A 17,178-nucleotide genomic window follows, 5' to 3' on the forward strand; every position below is an offset into this window, starting at 1 on the left:
ATGTTCAGGAGCGATCCATGCGAACCCAGAGCCGACGGAGGCCGCGAGCCACGCTCGCCACGGCCGCCGCAGGGACGCTGCTCGCCCCGCTGCTCTCCGGCTGCTGGGTCGGAGCGGGCGGGGCGGGATCGGGCGGCGACGCCATCAACGTCCTGATGGTCAACAACCCGCAGATGGTCGAGTTGCAGAAGCTCACCGCGGACCACTTCACCGCGGAGACCGGCATCAAGGTGAACTTCACCGTCCTGCCGGAGAACGACGTCCGCGACAAGATCAGCCAGGACTTCGCCAACCAGGCCGGCCAGTACGACGCCGCCACCCTCTCCAACTACGAGATACCCATCTACGCCCGCAACGACTGGCTGCACGAGATGGACTCCTACGTCGCCAAGGACCCGGCGTACGACGAGAAGGACGTCCTCGGGCCGATGCGCGAGTCCCTCACCGGCGACGACGGCAAGCTCTACGGCCAGCCCTTCTACGGCGAGTCGTCCTTCCTGATGTACCGCAAGGACCTGTTCGCCGAGGCGGGCCTGACCATGCCCGAGCACCCCACCTGGACCCAGGTGGCCTCCTTCGCCGAGCAACTCGACGGCTCCGAGCCCGGCATGAAGGGCATCTGCCTGCGCGGCCTGCCCGGCTGGGGCGAGCTGATGGCGCCCCTGACGACGGTCGTGAACACCTTCGGCGGCACCTGGTTCGACCAGGACTGGCAGGCGCGGCTCGACTCGCCCGAATGGGAGAAGGCGACGAAGTTCTACGTCGACCTCGTCCGCGAGCACGGCCAGTCGGGCGCCGCCCAGTCCGGCTTCGCCGAGTGCCTCAACAACATGACCCAGGGCAAGGTCGCCATGTGGTACGACGCCACCTCCGCCGCCGGCTCCCTGGACGCCGCCGAATCGCCGGTCAAGGGCAAGGTCGGCTACGCCCCGGCCCCCGTGGAGAAGACCGACACCTCCGGCTGGCTCTACACCTGGGCGTGGGGCATCCAGAAGGCCTCCCGCAACACCGACAAGGCCTGGAAGTTCGTCTCCTGGGCGTCGAGCAAGGAGTACGAGCAGCTCGTCGGCGACGAGGTCGGCTGGTCCAACGTGCCGGCCGGCAAACGCGCCTCGACGTACGAGAACCCGGCCTACCGCAAGGAGGCCGCCGCCTTCCAGGAGATGACCCGGGAGGCCATCGAGGGCGCGAAGCCCAGGGACCCCGGGGTCCAGCCGCGCCCCGCGCCCGGCATCCAGTTCGTCGGCATCCCCGAGTTCACCGACCTCGGCACCAAGGTCTCCCAGGAGATCAGCGCGGCCATCGCCGGACGGCAGTCCGTCGAGGAGGCCCTGGAGAAGTCCCAGCAGCTCGCCGAGAAGATCTCCGAGGAGTACGAGGGACGATGACCGCCACGACCACGGCCCCCTCGGCCGCACCCGACCAGGTCCGCACCCCCGTCCGCCGGCCGTCCCCACGGCTGAGGGCCTGGGCCACCCGCGCGCCGCTCCTGCCCGCCCTGATCTTCATGATCGCGGTCACCCAGCTGCCCTTCGTGGCGACCCTGGTGATCTCCTTCTTCGACTGGAACTCCCTCTACCCGGACGCCCGCCGCTTCACCGGCCTCGCCAACTACGGCGACGTCCTCGGCGACGCCGACCTGCGCGGGTCGGTGTGGACGACGATCCTGCTGACGGTGGCGGTGGTCCTGGCCAGCCTGGTCCTGGGCCTCGCCCTCGCCCTGCTGCTGGACCGCAGGTTCAAGGGCCGCGGCGTGGTCCGCACCCTGCTCATCGCCCCGTTCCTGGTGGTCCCGGTGGCGGCGGCCCTGCTGTGGAAGCACGTCCTCTACAACCCCGAGTACGGCCTGCTGAACGGCCTGTTGCACTACGTCGGCGGCCCGCAGCCGGACTGGATCTCCAACACCCCGCTGCTCGCCGTCGAGGCCGCGCTGGTGTGGCAGTGGACGCCCTTCATGATGCTGATCCTGCTGGCCGGGCTGCAGAGCCGGGACCAGCAGCAGATCGAGGCCGCCCGGGTGGACGGCGCGAGCGACTGGCAGATCTTCGTCCACCTCACCCTCCCTCACCTGCGGCGCTACCTGGAACTGGGCGCCCTGCTCGGCTCGATCTACATCGTCCAGAACTTCGACGCGGTCTTCACCCTCACCTCCGGCGGCCTGGGCACGGCCAACCTGCCCTACACCGTCTACCAGAGCTTCTACCAGGCCCACGAGAACGGCCTCGCGTCGGCCGCCGGCGTCCTGGTCGTCATCGGCTCGATCATCATCGCGACCTTCGCGCTGCGCGTGGTGTCGTCCCTGTTCCGCGAGGAGGCCGGCCGCTCATGAGCGCCACCGTCGCACGACCCGCCGCCGTACGCACCGGGACCGGACGGACCCGCCGCAAGGCCGGTGCCGGGCTGGGCCTGGTGGCCTGGCTGGCCGGGATCGTCTTCTTCCTGCCCATCGCGTGGATGGCGCTCACCTCCTTCCACTCGGAGCAGGACGCCGCCACCAACCCGCCGTCCTTCGCCGCCTCCCTGACCCTGGACGGCTACCGCGAGTTCTTCGGCGCGGGCGGCGGCGCGAGCCCCTGGCCGGCGCTGGCCAACTCGGCCGTGGCGTCGATCGCCTCGACCCTCCTGGTCCTGGTCCTGGCCCTGCCCGCCGCGTACGCCCTCTCCATCCGTCCGGTGAAGAAGTGGACGGACGTCCTGTTCTTCTTCCTCTCCACCAAGATGCTGCCGGTGGTGGCCGGCCTGCTGCCGATCTACCTGTTCGCCAAGAACACCGGCCTGCTGGACAACATCTGGCTGCTGGTCGTCCTCTACACCTCCATGAACCTGCCGATCGCGGTCTGGATGATGCAGTCCTTCCTGGCCGAGGTCCCGGTCGCGATCATCGAGGCGGCCCGGGTGGACGGCGCGAGACTGCCGACGATCCTGGCCAGGGTGGTCGCCCCGATCGCCCTGCCCGGCATCGCCGCGACCTCGCTGATCTGCTTCATCTTCAGCTGGAACGAACTGCTCTTCGCCCGGGTGCTGACGGGCGTGGTCGCCGAGACCGCCCCCGTCTTCCTGACCGGCTTCATCACCAGCCAGGGCCTCTTCCTGGCCAAGGTGTGCGCCGCGTCGCTCGTCATCTCCCTGCCGGTGCTCGCCGCGGGGTTCGCCGCCCAGGACAAACTGGTCCAGGGCCTGTCGCTTGGAGCCGTGAAATGAAGGCCGCCGTCATCGAGTCCGTGGGCCGCGCCGTCGTCACCGAGGTCCCCGACCCGACGCCAGGGCCGCGCGAGGTCGTCGTGGAGGTCGCCGCCTGCGGCCTGTGCGGCACCGACCTGCACATCCTCCAGGGCGAGTTCGCGCCCAAGCTCCCGATCGTGCCGGGTCACGAGTTCGCCGGCGAGGTGGTCGGCGTCGGCACCCAGGTCACCGAGGTGGCGGTCGGCGACCGGGTGGCGGTCGACCCCTCCCTCTACTGCCACGAGTGCCGCTACTGCCGCACCGGCCACAACAACCTCTGCGAACGCTGGGCCGCCATCGGTGTCACCACGGCGGGCGGCGCGGCGCAGTACGCCGTGGCCCCCGTGGCGAACTGCGTGAAGCTCCCCGAGCACGTCCGCACCCAGGACGCCGCCCTGATCGAGCCCCTGTCCTGCGCCGTCCGCGGCTACGATGTCCTCCGGTCCCGCCTCGGCGCCCACGTCCTGATCTACGGCTCGGGCACGATGGGCCTGATGATGCTGGAGCTGGCCAAACGCACCGGCGCGGCGAGCGTGGACGTCGTGGACCTCAACCCGGCCCGCCTGGAGACCGCCCGCGGCCTCGGCGTCTCGGGCAGCGCCGCGACCCCCGACGAACTGGACCGGCCCCAGGGCTGGGACCTGGTCATCGACGCGACCGGCAACGCGGCGGCCATCCAGGACGGCCTGGACCGGGTCGCCAAGGCCGGCACCTTCCTCCAGTTCGGCGTCGCCGACTACGCGACGCGGGTGCGGATCGACCCGTACCGGATCTACAACCAGGAGATCACCATCACCGGCTCGATGGCAGTCCTGCACAGCTACGAACGCGCGGCGGAACTCTTCGCGGGCGGCGTCCTGGACCCCGACGTCTTCATCAGCGACCGTGTCCCGCTGGACCGCTACCCCGAGGCCCTGGAGCAGTTCGCGGCGGGGGTGGGCAGGAAGATCGTGGTGGTGCCGTAAGACGTTCTCGCCCCGCCCGGCCCTCCCAGCCCGTCCGGCGTTCGAGGGACGAGGCCGTCCAGGCCGAAGCGGGGGTCCGGGGGCGGCAGCCCCCGGGGACGGGAAGGGAAGGGGCGGCGGGGGCGAAAACCCCCGGGCACCCCGCCCACCCCTCTCAGCGATCCGCGCACGCCCCGACCGAACGGCTTCGCCTACACCACCACATCAACCGGCACCGTTCGCATCACCCACCACAGCCACCCCGCCACCACCCTCACACCCGATTGGCCCCCGGGTAAGGGAACGGTAAAACGCCCTCGCTCGTTCACCCGGCATGACAGCTATGACCCCCGGCTCGAACATCCCCCTCTCCGCCGCCCGCGTGACGGTGGACGTCGCCGCGCCCGTGCGGCTCGACGTATCGGGCCTGCTGCTCACCGCCGACGGCAAGGTGCGCTCCGACGACGACTTCATCTTCTACAACCAGCCCACCGGCCAGGGCGTGACCTACCGCTCCGGTGGCGGCTCCGCCCCGGACGCGATCGTGGTCGACACGGCCGCCGTCCCGCCGGGCATCGAGAAGATCGTCGTCACCGCCAGCCCGGACGCCGCCGGCCAGTCCTTCCAGGGCATCGAGCCCACCGCCACCATCCGCAACGCGGACGACAACTCCGTCCTCGCCACCTTCACGCCCCCGCAGCTCGGCACCGAGACCGCCCTGGTGATCGTGGAGGTCTACCTGCGCAACGGCGCCTGGAAGGCCCGCGCGGTCGGCCAGGGCTACGCGAACGGCCTGGCCGGCATCGCCACCGACTTCGGTGTGACGGTGGAGGAGCCGGCCGCCCCGGCCCAGCCCGCCGCACCCGCCCAGCCGGCGCGGTCGCAGGCGGCCACTCCCCCGCCCCCGCCCGCCGCCGCGCCCACGATGCCCGCCGCGCCGCCCGCGGCACCGGCCGCACCGTCGGCCCCCGCCCCGGGCACCGGCAAGATCAACCTCGACAAGGGCCGGGTCAGCCTCCAGAAGAACCAGACCGTCTCCCTCGTCAAGGGCGGCCGCCCGGTGCTCAGCCAGGTCAAGATGGGCCTCGGCTGGGAGCCCGCGTTCCGCGGCAAGGACATCGACCTGGACGCGTCGGTCATCGCCTACGGCCCGCAGCGCAACCACATCGACAGCTGCTACTTCGGGAAGCTCTCGATCGTGAACGGGGCGATCAAGCACTCCGGTGACAACCTGACCGGTGAGGGCGGCGGTGACGACGAGGTCATCGTCGTCGACCTCGGCCGGCTGCCGCAGGAGGTCAGCGGCCTGGTCTTCACGGTCAACTCGTTCTCCGGCCAGAAGTTCACGGAGGTCGCCAAGGCGTACTGCCGCCTCATCGACGCCGCGAGCGGCGAGGAACTGGTCCGCTTCGACCTCACCGGCGCCGAGCCGCAGACCGGCGTGATGATGGCGAAGCTGATCCGCCAGTACTCCGGCGAGTGGGAGATGACCGCCATCGGCGAGTTCGTGAAGTCCCGCACCGTCCGGGGCATGGTCAAGCCGGCCGCCAAGGCCCTGTGAGTCACCGGGGCGTAGGAGGCTTCCGGCACGGGGAGCCCCCTACGCCCCGAGACCGCCCCACACCAACGACAGGTACCGGCGCACGGACCCGCCCTCCGCCTCCGCCGACTCGGCGGCCGTCACCACCCCGTGCACCAGCCGCAGCACCTCGATCGGCTCGACGTCCGCCCGTAGCGTGCCCTCGTCCCGGGCCGCCCGGACCAGCCGCGCCACCGCGCCCCGCAGGCAGTCGCCGCAGGCCCGGTCCGCCGCCGGACCGCCCTCCGCGACGGCCGTGCCCAGCAGCGCCCCGAGCCCCCGGACCTGGAGCATCCCGGCGGCGAGTTCCTCGAGCCACGCGACCAGCGCCTCGCCCGGCGGCAGTTCTCCCGCGATCACGTCCGCACGCGCCGCGATCGCCTCGATGCGCTCCAGGCACGCGGCCTCCAGCAACGCCCGCCGGGTCGGGAAGTGCCGGTACAGCGTGCCGACGCCGACCCCGGCCCGCCGGGCGATGTCGTCCAGCGAGGCGCCCTCGCCGTGCTCGGCGAAGGCCTGAGCCGCCACCACGAGCAGTCGCTCACGGTTGCGCCGGGCGTCCGCACGCATGGGCCTGACCTGCGCCATACCGCCACTCCCCGCCCACCAGGCAACCTTTGGCGCACCCTACCGCGCGGCGTCCGCGGCCGGCTCAGGCCGCCCAGGGCCAGTCGGCGTCCCGGGCCGCCTCCAGCAGGGGAACCATCCGGAAGGCGGCGTCCGACAGACCGCCGAAGGTGTGCCGGTTGTCCCTGCCAGACGGGCCGTGGCCCGCCCGGTGTCCGGCGAGGTTCCAGGTGTAGACCGGGACGCGCTCCGGAACCTGCTCGGTCGGGTCGCCGTGCCGGTTGTACGCGTACTGCTCGTCGGTGACGATCAGCACCCGGTCGTGCTTCCGGTAGTGCCGCCGGACCGCCTCGGTCGTGTCGGTGCCGCCCAGGTCGCCGAAGCGCTCCAGAATCCTCAGCACCGACTCGCCCCTGCGGTACCCCACGCGGTTGCTCGACGTACCGAACTCGACGAGGTCCGCGTCGGCCGCCCGCAGCGCGAGCGCCGTACCGAAGACCGCCGCCGCGTCGGCCCGGTTGAGCTCCGAGCGGTCCGACAGCCGCGAGAAGAACATCGAGCCCGAGCGGTCCACGAGGACCAGCGTCCGGCCGGGCAGCGCGGGCACGTTGGCCAGCGAGTGGCCGAGCGCCTGCTCCAGCGGGTAGGACCAGCGCAGCGAGGGCGCGTGCCGGTACGCGGCGAGGTAGCGGAACGGGAACTGCCGCGAGCGCGCCACCTGCTCCGGGTCGCTGATCCGCGCCGCCACCCGGGCCGCGACCTCGTCCGAGACCCCGGCCTCGTCGAAATTGCGCAGGTTACGGGTCAAGGCCATCGCCCCCATGGACGGGATCACGGCCTCCCAGGCCGCCTTGTCCATCGGCCCCTGGAGCCAGCCCGCCAGCATCTCCCAGGTGATGCCCGCCGCCGCGAGCCGCTCGGCACCGCCCGGCGCCGTGAGGAGCGCTCGCCGCCGGCCGACGGGCAGCGCCATCAGCTCGCGGTGCGCGGTCAGCAGGTGGTCCGAGGCGGGCGGCACCGCGGTCTCCGGGTGGTGCCGGCGGTCCAGCGCGTACCGGAACAGCTCGCCCTGCCACGGCTTGTCCGGGTCCGGCGCCGCGTGCACCAGGTTGAGGACGTCGCCGAAGCGGTAACCCCTGGACGCGGTGTCGTACTTGAGCAGCGACCTGCCGTGGTAGAGCCGCCGTACGGCGTCGGCGATCCCCCGCTTGACCGGCTTGGGCACGGCACGGCCGTACCTCGACGTCCAGTAGGCGAGCAGCTCGCCGGGCTCGTCGGGCCGCTGGAGGACGGAGGCGACGACCTGCCGGCCCGTGGGGCCGTCGGTGGCGCCGGCGTCGAGGCGTGCCTTGACGTACTCGGCGGCTCCGACGATCGAGGCGGTGCGCAGGTTGCCCTCGCCGCGCAGCCAGCCGAGCAGGCCGGCCGTCCAGGACGGGTCGGTGACGGCGAGGTCGCGCACGAGCGCGGTGAAGCGGTCGTCGCGGGCGGCACCGGCCTCGTAGAACGTCTGCTGGGTCACGAAGTTGGTGACCGCCAGGAGGAAGAGTTCCGAGCGCGGGTCGCGCTCGCGGCCCCGGCCGCCCTCGTAGGTGCGCAGTACGCGCCCCGTCGACGTCACCCGCGAGGCGGGCTGCGCCTTCGCCGCCCTGGTGTTGAAACGCGCCATCGTGAATTCCCCCGAATTCTTTTCGGTGGAAGGCGCGACAGAAGGAGGGTGCCCGAGGTCGAGGTCGGCGGCGGAGAAAGTCGGACGTGTCTTCCGTTTCCACCACGTCGGCCCGGAGCCGACGACGGGATTCGAACCCGCACCCCTTTCGGGATCCGATCCTGAAGTATCCGCCGCCTGCGCACCGGGCACCACCGTCTGTCGCGCCTCCCGAGATCTGTTCGGCCGCGGCGTCTTTTTCGATGAGAACGAAGTAGCCGCGGCCCGCGCACCGGGAGGTGCGGGAAGTTCTGGGTGTCCAGAGTTCAGGTCGGCGGAACCGACAAGGTGCTCCAACCCCTGAGCTACACCGGCGCGTGGTGCCGGTGACGGGACTCGAACCCGTGGCCGCCCCATTATCAGTGGAAGTAGGTCCTGCCTTCGCACCTGGACGTGCATCACTCTAAAAGGGCGGCCACCGCTCGGGCGAGCGAATTAACTAACGGCGCTTCTGCCGCTTCCACGGCCCGGTGATGGCCAGCATGATGCCCGGGTCCTGGATGTTGGCGTAAAGGGTCCTGCCGTCGGGCGAGAAGGTGACGCCGGTGAATTCGCTGTACTCGGGCTCCTCCTCCGATCCGACGTTGAGGTCGTTGCGCGCGATGGGGTACGTGCGGCCGCTGTCGGTGGCACCGAACAGGTGCTGGACGCCGTCGCCGTCCTCGGCGATGACGAGGCCGCCGTACGGGGAGACGGTGATGTTGTCCGGCCCGTCGAAGGCGCCGTCGGCCGACGGGTCGGCGTTGACGCCGAGGAGGACCTTGAGGGTGAGGGTGCGGCGCTTGGGGTCGTAGAACCAGACCTGGCCGTCGTGCGGTCGGCCGGGGCTCTCGTCACGGGCGTAGGAGGAGACGATGTAGGCGCCGCCGTCCGCCCACCACATGCCCTCCAGTTTGCGGGCGCGGGTGACCTGTCCGGCGGTGAACTGCTTGCGCACGGAGGTGGTCCTGGCGTCGCGGTCGGGGACGTCGACCCAGTCGACGCCGTAGACCGTGCCGGTCCTCGTCGCGCGGGAGAGGTCGTCGACGAACTTGCCTCCGGAGTCGAAGCACTTGAAGGCCTGGAGGACCCCGGCGTCGTCGGCGAGGGTGCGCAGCCGGCCGCGGCCGTGCCGGAAGCCCTCCGGCGGCGCCCAGCGGTAGAGGAGGCCGTTGGGTCCGGAGGCGTCCTCGGTGAGGTAGAGGTGACCGCGCCTGGGGTCGACGACGACGGCCTCGTGGGCGTAGCGGCCCAGCGCCTTGATCGGCTTCGGGTCCCGGTTGGCGCGGCGGTCCTCGGGGTCGACCTCGAAGACGTAGCCGTGGTCCTTGGTCATCCCCTCCTCGCCGGCCTTGTCCTCGGTCTCCTCGCAGGTCAGCCAGGTGCCCCACGGGGTGCTGCCGCCCGCGCAGTTGGTGGCCGTGCCGGCGATGCCGACCCATTCGGCGACGTGCCCGCCGCGGCGGACCTCGACGACCGTGCAGCCGCCGGCGGCGGCCGGGTCGTAGACGAGGCCCTCGGTGAGCGGGACGGGGTGCGGCCAGTCGTCGCGGTGTCCGCCGAGTTCGTGGTTGTTGACGAGGAGGGTGGTGCCGCGCGGGCCCTCGAAGGTGGCGGTGCCGTCATGGTTGGAGGGCGTGAACTCGCCCGACTCCAGCTTGGTCCGGCCGCAGTAGGTGACGATCTCGTAGCGGAAGCCCTCGGGCAGGGCGAGGATGCCGTCCGGGTCGGGGACCAGCGGTCCGTAGCCGACGCCGTTGTCGTGCCCGTGTCCTTCGCCGTGCTCCTCCCCCGCGCGCTCGGTGTCGGTGGACGCGAGGGCGTTCGGGGCGGTGGCGAGGGCGCCGACGCTGCCCGCCAGCACGACCCCGGCGCCGGTGAGCGCGGATCGGCCGGCGAAGTCCCTGCGGGTGAGCGACATGGTGTCTCCTGTGACGGTGGACGTGCCGTGGAGGGTGGCGGACCTCGGTTCGGCGTCACGGTCGCGCCTCCGCCTGAACGGGGAGCCCGCCCGTGCCTGAACGAGAGTTGAACTGGGGGCGACCTCTCCCGGTGCCGGCCGCCGGAACGCGCGGTGCCCGGCGAACACCCCACCGGAGTGCGCCAGGGCGGCCGCCCGGAGATGACCCGCCGGGAGCGGGAGGGCGCGCACGGTGCCGAGGTGCCCGCCCTGTGCGGGCAGTTCTCCGTCAGGACCCCGCGCGGTCAGCCGCCGTGCTGGGAACGTGCCTTGAAGGCGGCCTTGCGGGCCTCCTTGGCGATCTTCTTGTCGGGGTGCAGCCGCCCCATCGCCTCCAGGACGTCCGGCGTGGCCGGGTGGTCCACCCGCCAGACGGTGTCGAAGAAGCCGCTGTGCTGCCGCGCCAGACCCTCCACCAGGGCGCGCAGTTCCTCGGAGTTGCCCTCGGCCGCGAGCTGTGCGGCCACGGTGTCGATGGTCAGCCAGAAGACCATCTCCGGCGGCGGGGCCGGCACGTCCCGGGCGCCGTGCTCGGTCAGCCAGACCCGGGCCAGGCCACCCAGTTCGGCGTCGTCGAGGACCTCCCGCAGCGCGGGCTCCGCCTCGGTGCCGACCAGCGCGAGCGCCTGCTGGCAGCGCAGTCGGCGCAGGGGCGCGCCGGGGTCGGAGCCCCGGGCCGCCGCGAGGAGTTCACGGGCCGCGGTGAGCGGGCCGCGGCCGGCCAGCCACAGCTCGGTCTCGGCGTGCGCCGCGGCCGGCGGGAAGGAGGCCGTGCCGTCGAGCAGCGCGTCGGCGCCCTTGTCGGAGAGGTCGCCGACGGCGGGCGCGTCGAAGCCGGCCTCCAGCAGCCGGGTGCGCAGTCCGTACAGTCCGAGCGGGGTGAGCCGGACCATGCCGTAGCGGGCTACGTCGGTGTCGTCGACGGGCGCCGCGGGCTCCTCGTCCGCGTCGGCCATCAGCGCCTCGTCGACCGGCCGGTACGCGACGAGGCCGACGGGCTCCAGCAGCCGGAACCGGTCGTCCAGCCGCATCATGGCGTCGGACACTTGCTCCAGCACGTCGTTGGTGGGCTCACCCATGTCGCTGGGCACGATGACGGAGGCGGCCAGCGCGGGCAGCGGCACCGGCGTGTCACCCGGGCCGTCCTCGCCGACGGCGAGCAGGTAGAGGTTGCCGAGCACCCCGTCGAGGAACTCGGCCTCGGCCTCCGGATCCCAGTCGAGGGACGACAGGTCGACCTCGCCGCCCTCGGACATCGCGTCGACCAGGTCGTCGAGGTCGGGCACGCTCGCGTCGGCGAGCACCCCCTCCAGGGCGGTGAGCCACACCCCGAGCACGTCCTGCGGGGAGCCCGAGGTGAGCAGGGCGAGGTCCTCGCCCTGGGTGACGGTGCCCGCCTCCTCGTCGGTGATCTCGACGAGCCCGGTGTCCACGGCGGTCCGCCAGGCCTCGCTCGCGTGGGCCGCGGCGTCGTCCCCGGTCAGCCCCAGTTCCTCGGCCGCCGCCGGCAACTGCTCCTCGACGAGCCCGCCCCCGGCGTCGACACGGGTGTCCGGGCCGGCCCAACGGGCCAGCCGCGCGGCCCGGGCGAGCACCGGCGTGGACAGCGCGTCGCCCGCCAGCTCGGCTTCGGGACGCAACCGTGCGGGCGGCAGGGTGGAGCTGTCTGACATCGCCTGTTTTCTCCTCGCGCGCCTGGACGGCCGTGCGGCCGCGCCTCGACGGCCGTACGGCCATCCGGGCGCCGTACGGCTCAGCCGCTCAGCCTAGACGGGTTTCGCCCCATGCCGCCCGGTTCATCTCCCCGACGGGTGCAGTACATGGCCGAAACCTTGACAACCGGCTTGGCCAGGCAGGAGATTGACGCGCGTAGAAGGCGGGGGGACAAGTGTTCACTCAGGCCCACGTGTGCCCTGTGACCCCTCGCGCCCCACGTCCCACCCTCGTCCCGGCGCTCTGTCACGTCCCCGGAGGGATTCCGTTGGCCAGCAAGTCCTCGGCGCGCCTCGCCGCGCTCACCGTAGCCGCCGTCTGCTCGGTGACGTCCACCGTCGTACTCACCTCGCCCGCGCACGCCGACTCCGTCCGCGTCCACGACATCCAGGGCAGCACCCGCCAGTCGCCGTACGCGGGCAAGCAGGTCACGGACGTGGCCGGAATCGTCACCGGCGTACGCGGCTACGGTTCCCGGGGCTTCTGGATCCAGGATCCGAGTCCGGACGCCGACCCGGCCACCAGCGAGGGCGTCTTCGTCTTCACCAACTCCGTCCCGAAGGTCGCCGTCGGTGACGCGGTCACGGTCTCCGGCACGGTCACGGAGTACGTGCCCGGCGGCACGTCCTCCGGCAACCAGTCGCTGACCGAGATCACCCGCCCGACGTTCACCGTCGTCTCCAGCGGCAACCCGGTCCCGGCCGCGACGACCGTGTCCGCCCGGTCCGTACCGCGCGCGTACGCCCCCGAGGGCGACGCGGACGCGGGCGGCTCGGTGGGCGGGCTGACCCTGCGGCCGGCGAAGTACGCCCTGGACCTGTACGAGTCCCTGGAGGGCATGACCGTCCGGGTCTCGGACGCCCGTGTGGTCGGCGCCACCGACCCGTACACCGAGCTGTGGGTCACGGTGAAGCCCTGGGAGAACGCCAACCGCCGCGGCGGCACGGTGTACGGCTCCTACGACGCGCAGAACACCGGCCGGATCCAGATCCAGTCGCTGGGCAAGCCGGCCGACTTCCCCGACGCCAACGTGGGCGACACCCTGGCCGGCACCACCGCGGGCCCGCTGGACTACAACCAGTACGGCGGCTACACGCTGGTCGCGAACGAGCTCGGCGCCCTGGAGAGCGGGGGTCTGGAGCGCGAGTCGACCCGTGCGCAGAGCAGCCGCGAACTGGCGGTGGCGACGTACAACGTCGAGAACCTGGACCCGTCCGACGACACCTTCGCCGCGCACGCCGAAGCGATCGTGCGGCACCTGAAGTCGCCGGACATCGTGTCCCTGGAGGAGATCCAGGACGACAACGGCGCCACGGACGACGGCACGGTGACCGCCGGCGCGACGGTCGGCAAGCTGATCGACGCCATCGCCGCGGCCGGCGGCCCGCGCTACGACTGGCGCGGGATCGACCCGGTCGACAAGGCGGACGGCGGCGAGCCCGGCGGCAACATCCGCCAGGCGTTCCTGTTCAACCCGGAGCGGGTCTCCTTCACCGACCGTGGGGCCGGCGACGCGACCACCCCGACCGGGGTGACGAAGGTGCGCGGCAGGGCGGCGCTCACCCACTCCCCCGGCCGCGTCGACCCGGCGAACCCGGCCTGGGCGAACAGCCGCAAGCCGCTGGCCGGCGAGTTCGCCTTCCGCGGCCGGACGGTCGTGGTCGTCGCCAACCACTTCAACTCCAAGGGCGGCGACCAGGGGCTGACCGCCCAGTACCAGCCGCCGTCCCGCGGTTCGGAGACCCAGCGCCACCTCCAGGCGGCGGCCGTGAACACCTTCGTCAAGGAGGTCCTCGCCGTCCAGAAGAACGCGGACGTCATCGCCCTCGGCGACATCAACGACTTCGAGTTCTCGCGGACCACCCGCATCCTGGAGGACGGCGGCGCCCTGTGGTCGGCGGTCAAGTCGCTGCCGCCGGGCGAGCGTTACTCGTACGTCTACCAGGGCAACAGCCAGGTCCTGGACCAGATCCTGGTCAGCCCGTCCGTCCGGTGGGCCGGGCGGCTGTCGTACGACAGCGTGCACGTCAACGCCGAGTTCCACGACCAGGTGAGCGACCACGACCCGCAGGTGCTGCGCTTCCGTCCGTGACCGGCCTGCGGTGGGGGCGGGTCAGCGGGGCACGAGGCCGAGGGCGTGGTCGTAGCGGTTGACCGTGCTGCTCCTGAGGCCCGGCCAGCGCTGCACCCGCTCCCACCGCGCGGTCGCCGAGCCGACGCCGTCGCCGGGAGCGGCGAGGGCGTCGATGTGGGCCCGGGCGCTCTCCCACTCCGCGTAGTTGAGGACGCGGGTGCCGTCGGTGCTGAGGTGGAAGTGGGCGGAGATGCCCCCGGGGTGCGGCTCCGGCTCGCTCGCCAGGGCGTCGAGGACCGCGTCGACCCAGGCGCGCTGCCGCTTCGGGTCGGGACCCTCGAACTCGACGTCGACGATGACGACGCAGCCCGGGACGGCCGCCGCGCCCCCGTCCCGCGTGAGGCTGCGGTACCGCCGGTACCGGCCGAGCCCCAGCCGCTCGATGCCCGGGACGGCGGTGTCGATCTCGTCGACGCGTTCCTGCCGGTGGGTCTTCACGAAGGACTCGTAGGCCCCCTCGCTCGTCCACTGCGAGTGGTGCAGCAGGGTGCTGCCGTCGTGACCGGTGTAGACGTGGTAACCCCGCAGTTCCTCGGCGGGCCAGGGGCGGTTCTCCCAGGTACGGGCGATGGCCTCCACGGTCTGCCGCTGCCGTTCAGGGGTGCGCACGCGCCAGGTGCTGAAGAAGGGCGCCCGGACGTCGGTCCGGAGGAGTTCGGGGTGGGCGTCGGTACGGCGGGTCATGGCCGGTCTCCGGTGGTCGGTGGGCCCCGGATGCGTGCGCACCGGGTGCGGGCACCACCCTCCGACCTCGACCAAGGTTGAGGTCAAGCGCCTCCCGGTGCCGACATGCGCGAGGGGCCTCCGGCCGGGAGGCCCCTCGTCGTGACGCCGGCAGCGGTGCCCCGTGACGCCCGTCAGCAGTGCCCGCGACGCCGGCGCCGCAGTACGCCCGCCACGACCACCGCGCCGGCCGCCGCCCCGGCGACCAGCACCGCACGGGGATGTCCGAGCCCGGCCCGGACGGCACCGCGCGCCCGTTCCGGCACCCGCTGCTGCGCGGCGTGCCCTGCCTGGCCCGCCTTGTCCTGGACGACCTGTCCGGCCTGCCCGGCCTTCTCCTGCGCCGTGTGTCCGGCCCGGCTCGCCTTGTGCTGCACCCGGTGGCCGGCGCGGCCCGCCTTGTGCTGCACGGTGTGCCCGGCCTGCGCGGCGGAACTGCGCAGCTGAACGGTCATGGCGCCGGCCTTGTCCCGGAGGTCGGCGGCCCGGGCCTTGGCACGGCCCTTCACGTCCGCCCTGCCCGCCAGCTCCTCCACGGTGTCGCCGAGTGCGCTGCGGGTCTGCTCGATCTGCCTCCGCAGTTCGTCGGGCCCCTTGGCCCCGCCGGTCGGCTGCGCGGTGGAACCGGCCCTGGTGCCGTCCCCGCTCGTCGCGTCGGTCATCGATGCGCCCTTTCCCTGATCACATCCACGTCGGTCCTGACGCTGCCGAGGGTCTTCTCGGGCTTGGGCGGCGCGGCGCGGCGCAGCTGGGAGCGGCCGGTCATGGCCAGCACGCCCGCGATCACGAAGAGCACCGCCGTCACGATGAGCGCCGCGGCCCAGACGGGCAGCACCAGCGAGAGCGCGGCGACACCCGTTCCGGCGAGGGCGATCAGACCGACGTACGCGATGGCGCCCGCGGCACCCAGCATCCCGCCGCCACGCCCGACGCGTTTGCCCTTCTCGGCCAGCTCCATCTTGGCGAGGGCCACTTCCTGGCGCACGAGCCGGGAGAGCTGTTCGGTGGCCTGACCGACGAGTTCGCCCACGGAGTGGTGTTCGTCGTGCACTGGCCTGGTGTGCATGGTCCCGGTCACGGTTCCGCCTCCTCTCGGTTCGGAGCCACCCGGGTACCCCCGCCGATCGTCGCTACCCTCTCCCTCTCGACCGCCCGACCGCGCAGTGCTCCTTAGAGATACCTCGTAGCAGAATTAAGTGGAGCTACACGATCCGCGCGCCGAGACTACTGCCATGACGACAGCCGACCGCCCCGCCCCGCCCCCCTTCGGCCGCAGCCTGTGCGCCATGGTCACCCCCTTCACCGAGGCGGGCGCCCTCGACCTCGACGGCGCCCGACGGCTCGCCGACCGGCTGGTGGCGCGGGGCTGCGACGGACTGGTGCTGTCCGGCACCACCGGCGAGTCGCCGACCACCACGGACGCCGAGAAGACGGCGCTGATCACGGCGGTGCGGGAGGCCGTCGGGGACCGCGCGGCGCTCGTCGCCGGGGTGGGCACGGCGGACACCCGGCACACGGTGGAGCTGGCCCGGGCCGCCGAGAAGGCGGGCGCGGACGGCCTGCTGGTGGTGGCGCCGTACTACAGCAGGCCCCCGCAGGACGCCCTGGAGGAGCACTTCCGGGAGGTCGCGGACTCCTGCGGGCTGCCGCTCGCGCTCTACGACATCCCGGGCCGCACCGGCACCCGCATCGAGCCCGACACCCTCGTGCGCCTGGCCGGGCACCCCCGGATCGTCGCCGTCAAGGACTGCTCCTACGACCTCCTCGGCACCCAGAGCGTCCTGTCCCGCACCGACCTGGCGTACTACGCGGGGTGCGACGAGCAGGTCCTCGCCCTGTACGCGATCGGGGCGAGAGGGTACGTCAGCACGGTCGCGAACGTCGTACCCGAACTGTTCCGGGCCGTCCTCGACGCCTTCGACGCGGGGGACACCGGGCGGGCCGCCCAGCTCCAGCGGCGGGCGATCCCTCTCGTCGAGTCCGTCATGGCGGCGGGCCTGCCCGGCACGGTCACCGCCAAGGCCCTCCTCGACGCGCTCGGCCTGCCCGCGGGGCCGGTCCGCGCCCCGCTGCGACCCGCGGACCGGCCGACCACCGACCGGCTCCTCGCCGTCTACGAGGAGCTGGTCGGCACCACCGGTCAGCTCCAGGTGTAACCGTCCCCGAGCAGCAGCGTGTGCTCCAGCACGTCCTCCGCCGGGTCGTCGATCTGGCCCACGTGCACGTTGAGAAGGCCGACCCGGGGCCCGTTGTGCGAGCCCGTGGTGGTCTCGTCGGCGTGGGCGGCCCCCGCCGCCCCCCAGCACACCAGCACCGCGGCGCCCGCCCCGGCCAGCAGGCGCGCCACGGTCCTCGACCGCTCGTTCGTCATACCAGGCCCTCGTTTCGTCGGATCGGCTTCTGATCGGACCCTGCGTCCACCCGTTCATCCGCCGACACCGCCCCGAGGACACGGGAGATCATCCGTACGTGCGGGGGGCGCTCGAAGCACGCGCTCCTGTTCCGCTGCCGGGACACCACCCGGCCAGGTCCGTGCCCCACCGCCTCACCGGTCCCGGCCGGCCGGGCCCACGTCACCGCGCTGCTCGAGCGCTCCCGGGCCCCGAAACGCTGAACGCCCCCGCGGCGGGCCCGGCAGGGCACCGCCAC

General features: G+C 72.6%; 15 protein-coding genes. 7 read left to right on the forward strand and 8 right to left on the reverse strand.

Going from position 1 to position 17,178, the window contains the following annotated elements:
• Positions 1-17: 17 nt before the first annotated feature.
• The 5 genes from ACZ6EG_RS00550 to ACZ6EG_RS00570 all read left to right on the forward strand — a co-directional run bounded on the left by ACZ6EG_RS00550 (position 18) and on the right by ACZ6EG_RS00570 (position 5,727).
• Positions 18-1,388: an ABC transporter substrate-binding protein gene (locus ACZ6EG_RS00550; RefSeq protein WP_391972564.1), complete on the forward strand. Its 1,371-nt coding sequence runs from the start codon at positions 18-20 to the stop codon at positions 1,386-1,388.
• Positions 1,385-2,329 (forward strand): carbohydrate ABC transporter permease, encoded by a 945-nt coding sequence (locus tag ACZ6EG_RS00555; protein WP_356607787.1) that lies wholly within the window; start codon positions 1,385-1,387, stop codon positions 2,327-2,329. Before ACZ6EG_RS00550 ends, ACZ6EG_RS00555 begins: the two co-directional genes overlap by 4 nt.
• The gene (locus ACZ6EG_RS00560; RefSeq protein WP_391972565.1) at positions 2,326-3,201 is read left to right on the forward strand and encodes a carbohydrate ABC transporter permease; all 876 of its coding nucleotides are present in this window, start codon (positions 2,326-2,328) and stop codon (positions 3,199-3,201) included. Before ACZ6EG_RS00555 ends, ACZ6EG_RS00560 begins: the two co-directional genes overlap by 4 nt.
• Positions 3,198-4,187, forward strand: a complete 990-nt coding sequence (locus ACZ6EG_RS00565; RefSeq protein WP_391972566.1) for a zinc-dependent alcohol dehydrogenase family protein — start codon at positions 3,198-3,200, stop codon at positions 4,185-4,187. Before ACZ6EG_RS00560 ends, ACZ6EG_RS00565 begins: the two co-directional genes overlap by 4 nt.
• 322 nt (positions 4,188-4,509) lie before the next feature.
• Complete coding sequence (locus ACZ6EG_RS00570; RefSeq protein WP_469601626.1) at positions 4,510-5,727, forward strand: TerD family protein; 1,218 nt, start codon at positions 4,510-4,512, stop codon at positions 5,725-5,727.
• A gap of 39 nt (positions 5,728-5,766) precedes the next feature.
• Here ACZ6EG_RS00570 and ACZ6EG_RS00575 read toward each other — a convergent pair whose 3' ends face one another.
• The 4 genes from ACZ6EG_RS00575 to ACZ6EG_RS00590 all read right to left on the reverse strand — a co-directional run bounded on the left by ACZ6EG_RS00575 (position 5,767) and on the right by ACZ6EG_RS00590 (position 11,632).
• Positions 5,767-6,333: a TetR/AcrR family transcriptional regulator gene (locus ACZ6EG_RS00575; protein WP_391972567.1), complete on the reverse strand. Its 567-nt coding sequence runs from the start codon at positions 6,331-6,333 to the stop codon at positions 5,767-5,769.
• Positions 6,334-6,397: 64 nt separating this feature from the next.
• Positions 6,398-7,981: a TROVE domain-containing protein gene (locus ACZ6EG_RS00580; RefSeq protein WP_469600440.1), complete on the reverse strand. Its 1,584-nt coding sequence runs from the start codon at positions 7,979-7,981 to the stop codon at positions 6,398-6,400.
• A 478-nt stretch (positions 7,982-8,459) separates the two neighbouring features.
• On the reverse strand, positions 8,460-9,920 hold the full coding sequence (locus ACZ6EG_RS00585; protein WP_469600443.1) for an alkaline phosphatase PhoX: 1,461 nt from the start codon (positions 9,918-9,920) through the stop codon (positions 8,460-8,462).
• Positions 9,921-10,204: 284 nt separating this feature from the next.
• Positions 10,205-11,632 (reverse strand): hypothetical protein, encoded by a 1,428-nt coding sequence (locus ACZ6EG_RS00590; protein ID WP_391972570.1) that lies wholly within the window; start codon positions 11,630-11,632, stop codon positions 10,205-10,207.
• A gap of 308 nt (positions 11,633-11,940) precedes the next feature.
• Here ACZ6EG_RS00590 and ACZ6EG_RS00595 point away from each other — a divergent pair, with 308 nt between their 5' ends.
• Positions 11,941-13,764: an endonuclease/exonuclease/phosphatase family protein gene (locus tag ACZ6EG_RS00595; RefSeq protein ID WP_469600448.1), complete on the forward strand. Its 1,824-nt coding sequence runs from the start codon at positions 11,941-11,943 to the stop codon at positions 13,762-13,764.
• 21 nt (positions 13,765-13,785) lie between these two features.
• Here ACZ6EG_RS00595 and ACZ6EG_RS00600 read toward each other — a convergent pair whose 3' ends face one another.
• From ACZ6EG_RS00600 to ACZ6EG_RS00610, 3 genes are all read right to left on the reverse strand, one after another.
• Complete coding sequence (locus tag ACZ6EG_RS00600) at positions 13,786-14,490, reverse strand: antibiotic biosynthesis monooxygenase (RefSeq protein ID WP_391972572.1); 705 nt, start codon at positions 14,488-14,490, stop codon at positions 13,786-13,788.
• A gap of 173 nt (positions 14,491-14,663) precedes the next feature.
• Positions 14,664-15,191: a DUF3618 domain-containing protein gene (locus ACZ6EG_RS00605; protein WP_391972573.1), complete on the reverse strand. Its 528-nt coding sequence runs from the start codon at positions 15,189-15,191 to the stop codon at positions 14,664-14,666.
• On the reverse strand, positions 15,188-15,607 hold the full coding sequence (locus ACZ6EG_RS00610) for a phage holin family protein (RefSeq protein WP_391972574.1): 420 nt from the start codon (positions 15,605-15,607) through the stop codon (positions 15,188-15,190). The genes ACZ6EG_RS00605 and ACZ6EG_RS00610 overlap by 4 nt, the downstream gene beginning before the upstream one ends.
• Positions 15,608-15,761: 154 nt before the next feature.
• Here ACZ6EG_RS00610 and dapA point away from each other — a divergent pair, with 154 nt between their 5' ends.
• Entirely contained in the window at positions 15,762-16,685 is a 924-nt protein-coding gene (gene dapA / locus ACZ6EG_RS00615) for a 4-hydroxy-tetrahydrodipicolinate synthase (RefSeq protein WP_391972575.1), read from the forward strand.
• On the opposite strand, the gene ACZ6EG_RS00620 is transcribed toward dapA, so the two are convergent.
• Positions 16,670-16,900, reverse strand: a complete 231-nt coding sequence (locus ACZ6EG_RS00620; RefSeq protein ID WP_356607811.1) for a hypothetical protein — start codon at positions 16,898-16,900, stop codon at positions 16,670-16,672. The two genes, dapA and ACZ6EG_RS00620, sit on opposite strands and share 16 nt — an antisense overlap.
• Positions 16,901-17,178 lie beyond the last annotated feature (278 nt).

The organism is Streptomyces sp. NPDC041968, assembly GCF_055589025.1.

Coding starts and splice junctions, on each gene's coding strand:
- ACZ6EG_RS00585 (WP_469600443.1), bottom strand. CDS start 9,920: ATGTCGCTCACCCGCAGGGACTTCGCCGGCCGATCCGCGCTCACCGGC.
- dapA (WP_391972575.1), top strand. CDS start 15,762: ATGACGACAGCCGACCGCCCCGCCCCGCCCCCCTTCGGCCGCAGCCTG.
- ACZ6EG_RS00550 (WP_391972564.1), top strand. CDS start 18: ATGCGAACCCAGAGCCGACGGAGGCCGCGAGCCACGCTCGCCACGGCC.
- ACZ6EG_RS00590 (WP_391972570.1), bottom strand. CDS start 11,632: ATGTCAGACAGCTCCACCCTGCCGCCCGCACGGTTGCGTCCCGAAGCC.
- ACZ6EG_RS00580 (WP_469600440.1), bottom strand. CDS start 7,981: ATGGCGCGTTTCAACACCAGGGCGGCGAAGGCGCAGCCCGCCTCGCGG.
- ACZ6EG_RS00565 (WP_391972566.1), top strand. CDS start 3,198: ATGAAGGCCGCCGTCATCGAGTCCGTGGGCCGCGCCGTCGTCACCGAG.
- ACZ6EG_RS00620 (WP_356607811.1), bottom strand. CDS start 16,900: ATGACGAACGAGCGGTCGAGGACCGTGGCGCGCCTGCTGGCCGGGGCG.
- ACZ6EG_RS00605 (WP_391972573.1), bottom strand. CDS start 15,191: ATGACCGACGCGACGAGCGGGGACGGCACCAGGGCCGGTTCCACCGCG.
- ACZ6EG_RS00570 (WP_469601626.1), top strand. CDS start 4,510: ATGACCCCCGGCTCGAACATCCCCCTCTCCGCCGCCCGCGTGACGGTG.
- ACZ6EG_RS00555 (WP_356607787.1), top strand. CDS start 1,385: ATGACCGCCACGACCACGGCCCCCTCGGCCGCACCCGACCAGGTCCGC.
- ACZ6EG_RS00575 (WP_391972567.1), bottom strand. CDS start 6,333: ATGGCGCAGGTCAGGCCCATGCGTGCGGACGCCCGGCGCAACCGTGAG.
- ACZ6EG_RS00600 (WP_391972572.1), bottom strand. CDS start 14,490: ATGACCCGCCGTACCGACGCCCACCCCGAACTCCTCCGGACCGACGTC.
- ACZ6EG_RS00560 (WP_391972565.1), top strand. CDS start 2,326: ATGAGCGCCACCGTCGCACGACCCGCCGCCGTACGCACCGGGACCGGA.